The organism is Pandoraea horticolens, from assembly GCF_902459555.1.
GTDB classification, from domain to species: Bacteria; Pseudomonadota; Gammaproteobacteria; order Burkholderiales; family Burkholderiaceae; genus Pandoraea; species Pandoraea horticolens.
Map to the genome: position 1 here is coordinate 781,003 of NZ_CABPSM010000001.1, position 6,751 is coordinate 787,753.

General features: G+C 58.2%; 7 protein-coding genes and 2 pseudogenes. 6 read left to right on the top strand and 3 right to left on the bottom strand.

What is annotated here, in order from left to right; genetic code table 11:
• Positions 1–96 precede the first annotated feature (96 nt).
• A complete protein-coding gene (locus PHO31112_RS03615) occupies positions 97–993 on the top strand; it encodes an AraC family transcriptional regulator (protein WP_343042703.1) in 897 nt (298 codons plus the stop codon).
• The gene (locus PHO31112_RS03620) at positions 990–2,111 is read left to right on the top strand and encodes an ArsO family NAD(P)H-dependent flavin-containing monooxygenase (RefSeq protein ID WP_150619208.1); all 1,122 of its coding nucleotides are present in this window, start codon (positions 990–992) and stop codon (positions 2,109–2,111) included. The genes PHO31112_RS03615 and PHO31112_RS03620 overlap by 4 nt, the downstream gene beginning before the upstream one ends.
• 20 nt (positions 2,112–2,131) lie before the next feature.
• Here PHO31112_RS03620 and PHO31112_RS03625 read toward each other — a convergent pair whose 3' ends face one another.
• Both PHO31112_RS03625 and PHO31112_RS03630 read right to left on the bottom strand, forming a co-directional pair.
• Entirely contained in the window at positions 2,132–2,383 is a 252-nt protein-coding gene (locus PHO31112_RS03625; protein WP_150619209.1) for a hypothetical protein, read from the bottom strand.
• A complete protein-coding gene (locus PHO31112_RS03630) occupies positions 2,380–2,580 on the bottom strand; it encodes a type II toxin-antitoxin system VapB family antitoxin (RefSeq protein ID WP_150619210.1) in 201 nt (66 codons plus the stop codon). The genes PHO31112_RS03625 and PHO31112_RS03630 overlap by 4 nt, the downstream gene beginning before the upstream one ends.
• Positions 2,581–2,715: 135 nt before the next feature.
• Between PHO31112_RS03630 and PHO31112_RS28115 the strand changes: the two are divergent.
• A pseudogene (locus tag PHO31112_RS28115) lies at positions 2,716–2,904 on the top strand (hypothetical protein); the annotation flags it as partial.
• On the opposite strand, the gene PHO31112_RS03640 reads toward PHO31112_RS28115, so the two are convergent.
• On the bottom strand, positions 2,819–3,310 hold the full coding sequence (locus PHO31112_RS03640) for a DUF2726 domain-containing protein (RefSeq protein ID WP_174995500.1): 492 nt from the start codon (positions 3,308–3,310) through the stop codon (positions 2,819–2,821). The pseudogene PHO31112_RS28115 and the gene PHO31112_RS03640 overlap by 86 nt on opposite strands.
• A gap of 91 nt (positions 3,311–3,401) precedes the next feature.
• On the opposite strand from PHO31112_RS03640, the gene PHO31112_RS03645 reads away from it, so the two are divergent.
• From PHO31112_RS03645 to PHO31112_RS03655, 3 genes and pseudogenes are all read left to right on the top strand, one after another.
• Positions 3,402–4,495, top strand: a protein-coding gene (locus PHO31112_RS03645; protein ID WP_425495153.1) for an IS3 family transposase whose coding sequence is annotated in 2 segments (ribosomal slippage) — positions 3,402–3,633 and positions 3,633–4,495 — 1,095 coding nt in all. Because the reading frame shifts where the segments join, the coding sequence is not laid out codon by codon here.
• Between the two features lie 481 nt (positions 4,496–4,976).
• Positions 4,977–5,286, top strand: a pseudogene (locus PHO31112_RS03650) (transposase); the annotation flags it as partial.
• A 93-nt stretch (positions 5,287–5,379) separates the two neighbouring features.
• Complete coding sequence (locus tag PHO31112_RS03655) at positions 5,380–6,645, top strand: hypothetical protein (protein WP_150619213.1); 1,266 nt, start codon at positions 5,380–5,382, stop codon at positions 6,643–6,645.
• Positions 6,646–6,751: the final 106 nt, after the last annotated feature.

Sequence of the window (6,751 nt, forward strand, 5' to 3'; positions counted from 1 at the left end):
AGGCAGCCGGCAGTGGTACTTCGCTCATTGTCTGCGCGCCGTTTGCTGACCTGATAACATTGTTTGGTCATAAAACAATGCGAATCGGACAAAGCGATGAACCTCGATACGCGGAAGACCCAACCCGATGCGCCTCTGATGTCGCTTGCCGATTCGCCGTTCGCCAAATATCGGCCGAATGACCGGCCCGACGGCCCGCCGGTGTGGGCGTTTGGCGGGCACGAACACGATCGCAGTCTGTTCCGGATCGGGACACGCGAGCTGGACTGGCATTCCCATGTGCGCGGTCAGTTGTTTTGCATCCACTCGGGTCTGGTGCATGTCCATACGCCGTTTGGCGCGTGGGTGTTGCCCCCTTATCGAGCGGGGTGGATTCCGCCGGAAGTCACGCATCGTGTGTCGCTCACTGGCGTGGTCAGTGGATGGATCGTGCTCGTTGCGCCCTACGCGGCGACGGGGTTGCCGTCGGCGCCGTGTGTGGTGGGTGTGTCGGAGTTGCTGGCGGCGCTGGTCAAGCGGGCCGTGTCGTGGGCGTTGCGCGACGTATTGACGGAAGACGAGATGCGGCTCGCGCAGGTGCTGGTCGACGAGATCCGGCGCGCGCCGGCAGAGCCGCTCGGTTTGCCGATGCCGACCGATGCACGTGTGATGCGCGTGGCCCGCGCGGTGCTCGACGATCTGGGCGGACATGCGTCGCTCGAGGCGATGGCGCAGCGCGCGGGCGTTTCGTCGCGCACCGCCAGAAGGCTTTTCGTCGCCGAGACGGGAATGGGTTTCACCCAGTGGCGGCAGCAGGCGAGACTGGTGAGCGCCCTTGACCGGCTGGCCAAGGGGGAACCGGTCGGCACGATTGCCGATTCGCTCGGGTACTCCACGCCCAGCAACTTTATCGCCATGTTCCGTCGCGTTTTCGGCGAGTCGCCGGGACGTTATTTTCGGCAGGTGGGGCCGCTCAAACATCTGCATGAGGCGGATGAGGCGGAGATGGCATGAGCGCGCCGGATGCGGGTTCACTGCGAAGCGTTGACACGCTGATTATCGGCGGCGGGCAATCGGCGTTGGCGACGGCATATTTCCTGCGTCGCTGGCAGGTCGACTACGTGGTTCTGGACGATCAGGCCTCTTCCGGGGGCGCGTGGCAGCGCGCGTGGCCGTCGCTGCAACTCTTTTCCCCCGCGCAATGGAGTTCGCTGCCGGGGTGGCCGATGCCGGGTGGTGAGCGGCACTACCCGACGCGCGACGAAGTTGTGACGTATCTACGCGCGTACGAGGCGCGCTATGGGGTGCCGGTGCAACGCCCCGTGAAGGTCACAGCGGTTCTCGCGCAAAGCGACGGGCTGAGGGTGCAGACCGACAGCGGCGATTGGCTGGCTCGCACGGTGGTCAGTGCGACGGGATCGTGGCGATCGCCGTATGTGCCGGCATACGAGGGGCATACATCGTTTCGCGGCCGTCAGATGCATTCGGCCGACTATCGGGGCGCACATGAGTTGCACGGGTTGCGAGTGCTGGTGGTTGGCGGGGGGAATTCAGGGGCACAGATTTACGCGGAGGTGTCGCGCGTGAGCGAGGCAACCTGGGTCACGCTCACGCCGCCATCCTACTTGCCGGACGACGTAGACGGCCGCGTACTTTTCGAGCGAGCTACGGCGCGCTGGCAGGCCGCTCAGCGAGGCTTGCCCGATCCGTATCCGGACAACGGGCTAGGGCATATCGTGATGGTGCCGTCGGTGTTGGCGGCGCGCGCGCGCGGTGACTTGCACGCAGTGCGTCCGTTCGCGCGGTTCGTCGAAGACGGCGTGATGTGGCCGGACGGCACGCAGTCGCGGGTCGATGTCGTTATCTGGTGCACGGGGTTTCGTCCGGCGCTGGCACATTTGGATGCGCTGCGGATCACGGACGCCGACGGACGGATCCGCGTGTCGGGAACGCGTGCCGCCGCGCAGCCCCGGTTGTGGCTCGTCGGATACGGGGAGTGGACGGGATACGCCTCGGCGACGCTGATCGGCGTGACGCGCAGCGCCCGGGCGACCGCTCAGGAAGTTGTGGCATTCCTCGGCGAGCGAGAGGCGGAGACTCCGCAGAATCGAGAGGGTGGGGAGGCGGGATAGTGGGGGCTTGTACGGTGTTGCTACGAGATGGGCACTTGTTTCGTATGACGAACAATTTCGCGGGTAGCCATTTTCAGCGGCACCATGGCCGGTTCAATGGACGCCGGCAGCCGCTCCTTTGACACCCCATCGCGAGACTGAACCGAGATGCCGTGTAACTGGGCTGCATAGAAATCGGCTAACGCCTTGATGTCGGTTTCCTCGCCGAGCGCGCGATCGGCAAAGGCCCCGTCGCGATTCTTGAGGCTGCCAAGCGCTAGTTCACCTATCACTTGGGGATGGGCGTTTGGCGGCGCGGGATATCGGTGAGGTCTGCCTTCGTTCCGCCCAGACGAGCCAAACGGCGGGCACTTTCGCGCTCAATCAAAGCCTTGAGGGCTTCACGGATCAATGCCGACTTCTCCTGCAAGCCCGTGAGTGCCTGCGCTTTCGCGAGAAGCTCATCGTCCAACGCCAAAGTCGTGCGCATATGCCACTTCCATCGACAGACTTTCAGCCCATGTCCTTTTCGCCTGTTATACGTCACAAACGTTTTCGCAGCGCATCGAAACTTTTCGAGTGTCGACGCATATGCTGATGGGGACCCACGTCATTCTTCACGCATCGAAGCAGGGCGGGAAGCCGCGATTGGTGCGGTAACTTTGGTTGCGGCCCATCCAATGCGGTGGCCCGTTATCGGCAAATTCTGGATTCACCCTCGCGTTTCGCTAAGCTGCCGCCGACTGGTATTTCTCCTTCTCGTTTTCGCCAAGCAGTTGCTTGCGAACTTCAAGTTCGGACGGATAGCGTCTGACGTCAAAGCGGACGAGACGCACGCCGATGGCCCTCATCACCGCATCCTTCTTCTCGTCACGCGTTTTCTGTCGTTGTCGATCATGTGAGGGATCGTCTAGCTCGACAGCGGCAATAACGGAAAAGTCACGACGGCATATTACGTAGTCCAGCGAAAGCTGCGCCACTCGATTGAAATGCTGGTAGCTCTTGCTTCGCTTTGTTCTCACGATGCGCTTGATGTCCACCTGAGCCAGGATCACGTAGCCGGGCAAGCTGCTTTCGATGAGTCGAAAAAATGCTTGTTCTGTCGAGGTTAACGGCTTTGCCGCGTAGTACGCAGACGAATCAATTGTGCTGCCAGCGCCACGGACATTGCGCCCAGCGCGCTTCGACAGCACTGCTGCACAGACGATCAGTATAAGCACTGACCTGCTCCCCCTGAATAGTCCGGAGACGGTGTAGAGTCCGTTCCAACGAAGGGGAACGGAAGTAAAAAAGCGATTCAGCGAAGAGCAAATCATTGGGGTGTTGAAGGAAGGCGAAGCGGACCTCAAGCCGGCCGAGTTGTGCCGTAAGTACGGCATCTCGGAAGCGACCTACTACAACTGGAAAGCCAAATTCGGTGGGATGACCGTGTCGGATGCGCAGCGCCTTAAGGAGCTTGAGCAGGAGAATGGCCGGCTCAAGCGATTGCTGGCCGATTCGATGCTGGACAATGCTGCGCTGAAGGACCTGCTTGCCCGAAAGTAGCGAGCCCGCAAGCCAAACGCGAAGCGGTCCGAACGTTGATGACCGAGCGCGCGATGGGTGTCACCCGGGCTTGCGGGCTGGTGGGAATATCGAGGTCGTTGTTCCGTTATGAGTCGAGCCGGATCGACGACGTCGAATTGACGAGCAGAATGGTGGCCATTGCGGCGCAGAAGCGCCGATATGGCTATCGCCGCATTCGCGTGCTGCTGCGTCGGGAGGGTTGGCTTGCGAATCACAAGCGGGTTTGGCGACTCTACAGCCAGGTAGGACTGAGCGTGCGCAAACGAAGGCGCAAACGCATTGCCGCCGTCGAAAGGACACCTCGGCCGCTACCGACAGGCCCGAATCAAAGCTGGTCTATGGACTTCGTCTCTGATGGATTGGCATATGGTCGGCGGTTTCGGTGTCTGAATGTGGTCGACGATTACACACGGGAATGTCTCGTCATCGAGGTCGACACCTCATTGCCTGGGCAGCGCGTGAGGCAGGTTTTAGAACGATTGCGGGAGATGCGCGGATTGCCGTTATCCATCACCGTGGACAACGGGCCGGAGTTCGCTGGCAAGGTGCTGGATGCTTGGGCGTACGAGGTCGGCATCACGCTGTCGTTCATCCGACCAGGCAAACCTGTGGAGAACGCCTACATCGAGAACTTCAACGGGCGGTTCCGTGACGAATGTCTGAACGAACACTGGTTCGTCTCGCTGCCTCACGCCAAGCGCTTGATTGAATCTTGGCGTATCGAGTACAACACCGAGCGGCCTCACAGCTCTCTCGGCTACCTAACGCCCGAGCAGTTTGCTCGGGCGCATGAAGAACAGCAGTTTTTAACCTCGGACTCTAAAAGCGTTTCGGACTAAAACCGGGGGCAGGTCACCCATCGCCCATAAATGGAAAATCTCCAAAACCCTTGCCAGACAAGGCGTTGACGGGAGGCGTGTCGCGTCTACGGATGCTGGGCGCGTGTGCGAAGGCGTTCAATCCGCTGCGCCATAAACTCAAGGGTGCTGCGTATCGTTGCTCGGGATACCTCTGCTACATTGGGTTCCTGCAACATGGCAGGTAACTACGCGAGCAAAGTGGCTCACTGCTGCCAAGTGTGCTCCAGCAGTCAGCGCATGGGCGACCGCGCGGGCAGAGAGGTTGCCGGCAACCGGCCGCTAGTCCGGTGATGTGCGTGGTCGAGGCGGGCCAACTCAGACACCGGTCGGCACAGAAAGACCCGATAATCGATTGCATCGCGTGTGGTCAGGGACGACAACGCCTTGCCGCGAACAACGATGGCCCACAGGATCAGCCGTTCGGCTTTCCTTGCCCACGCCGTGGCCGACGAAACCGAGATCAAGCACGAATGACCTGGTTGAGCATTTGCGCACCGGTGCGCTCATTGCCGACAAGGGCTACGACTCGAATGCCTTCGTGCAGAGCATCCGCACTACGCGTGCGAAGGCCGTGATCCCACGCCGCGTTCAAACTGGAAAACCAAGCGTCGTTATCGCCGCGTGCTGTATCGGACCCGGAACATCGTCGAACGCGCTTTTCACCGTATCAAACATTTTCGTTGTGTCGCCACCCGCTACGACAAGCTCGCAGGCAACTATCCCGCCTTCGCTTCGCTTGCTGTGCCTTCGGACTGCTCGTGAGAATGTAAAAAGAACCTAATAGTTCGGATAGTTGGCTATGACCGGCGGTATGTGGCCTACTGCCGATTTGAGCATTTTCCAAACCGATTGGAGTCAATTTCATGAAAATCAAATCTGATGCCAAACCTGGGACTTATGAAAACCCCAAGAAATGGAGCGACATGGCTAAGATCGGTGACATTTTCATGGCAGACCCTGTATATGGGTACCCAGACAATGCTGCGGGTGATTATTTAATCGCCCAATTCGATGGCACGTCAAACGGTCGTCCCTTCCCCTATTATGGGCAAGATAACGCTGACTGGAAACACGCGTGGTCAACAACGCTGATTGAGCTCATTACCGAATTCGGTCTCCAAGAGGGTGCAATTTACTCAAACGGTCTGAATCAGATCGGCATTCTGGTTTACATCACAGCGGAAGACTCCGGGGGCAATACTGTGCCGCTTAGCCAAGATGTGCTCGATAGGGTGAAACCGACCCTTCAACTCATCGACTACACGACCGGCGATGCGCTTCCGCAGGGATGGTCGTTCACCGATCAGGAAAACGAATTTCATCATCTTCCCTATGCCATGGAGAATGCCTCTCACTCGTCCGAGCTGGAAAATGCTGTCGACAAATCCAAATTCACGCTCTATCTCTCGTGCTCTCCCACGCCGGCGATTACCCCACTTACGGTTGGCACTCAATTGACCATGGCCAACGGAAAAACGGCGGCTTCCAGCTTGGCGGATTCGATCGATCACTCATCTGTCGTAATCGACACACTCCCGCCGAAACGCTACGATCTGACCAATACCACCGTCAATTCCATTAAGCTTAATAATATTACGCTTACCAGCGATGACGGCCAAACCACCAGGACATTTGACCAGTACGTAAGTTATCTGAAAATTGCTGATCCGGGTTCTTATATTGAAAAGTACATCCTGACCAAAGGTGATATGGCCACTGCACCATGGATGGACCTATTTATTTTCTACTTGCCATATATATACTCGTCATATATATGGGATCCGAACGCGGCCGTCGTGTTGTGCAGAGCAATTGTTGGTTATAAATATAATGACGATCAAACAGTCAGTTTCACTTGGGGGCAGGGGGTTCTAAGTAACGGGGGGGAAAAAGACGGTGTTGGAATATATTCTTTATTATCTTCTGAATCGACAAATAATCCACCTCCTATCGAAAGTCCGCCAAGTATATTAAAGGACACACAGGTAAGCATATACGATCAATTTGGAAACAGTAGCTTGTTTACTGTTGTTTTCAACGGAAAAAACGGGCTGCTTTCGTTGCAAGCGGGGGCCTATCCCAGTTGGGATCCGACCGGAACCGGCACTTTCCCGACGCTCACGAAATAACTCGGCGGATCCTTTCCGAGGAGAGCGAGTGGACACGCCGACGAACAATGCCCCTTCCTTCTTTACCCAGGCCAACAACTTCGTTGGGGCGGTTGCCGGCGGTGTC

What these genes read in the sequence shown, in the direction of transcription:
- PHO31112_RS03620 (WP_150619208.1), top strand. Translation starts at nt 990, where the DNA reads ATGAGCGCGCCGGATGCGGGTTCACTGCGAAGCGTTGACACGCTGATT.
- PHO31112_RS03615 (WP_343042703.1), top strand. Translation starts at nt 97, where the DNA reads ATGAACCTCGATACGCGGAAGACCCAACCCGATGCGCCTCTGATGTCG.
- PHO31112_RS03630 (WP_150619210.1), bottom strand. Translation starts at nt 2,580, where the DNA reads ATGCGCACGACTTTGGCGTTGGACGATGAGCTTCTCGCGAAAGCGCAG.
- PHO31112_RS03655 (WP_150619213.1), top strand. Translation starts at nt 5,380, where the DNA reads ATGAAAATCAAATCTGATGCCAAACCTGGGACTTATGAAAACCCCAAG.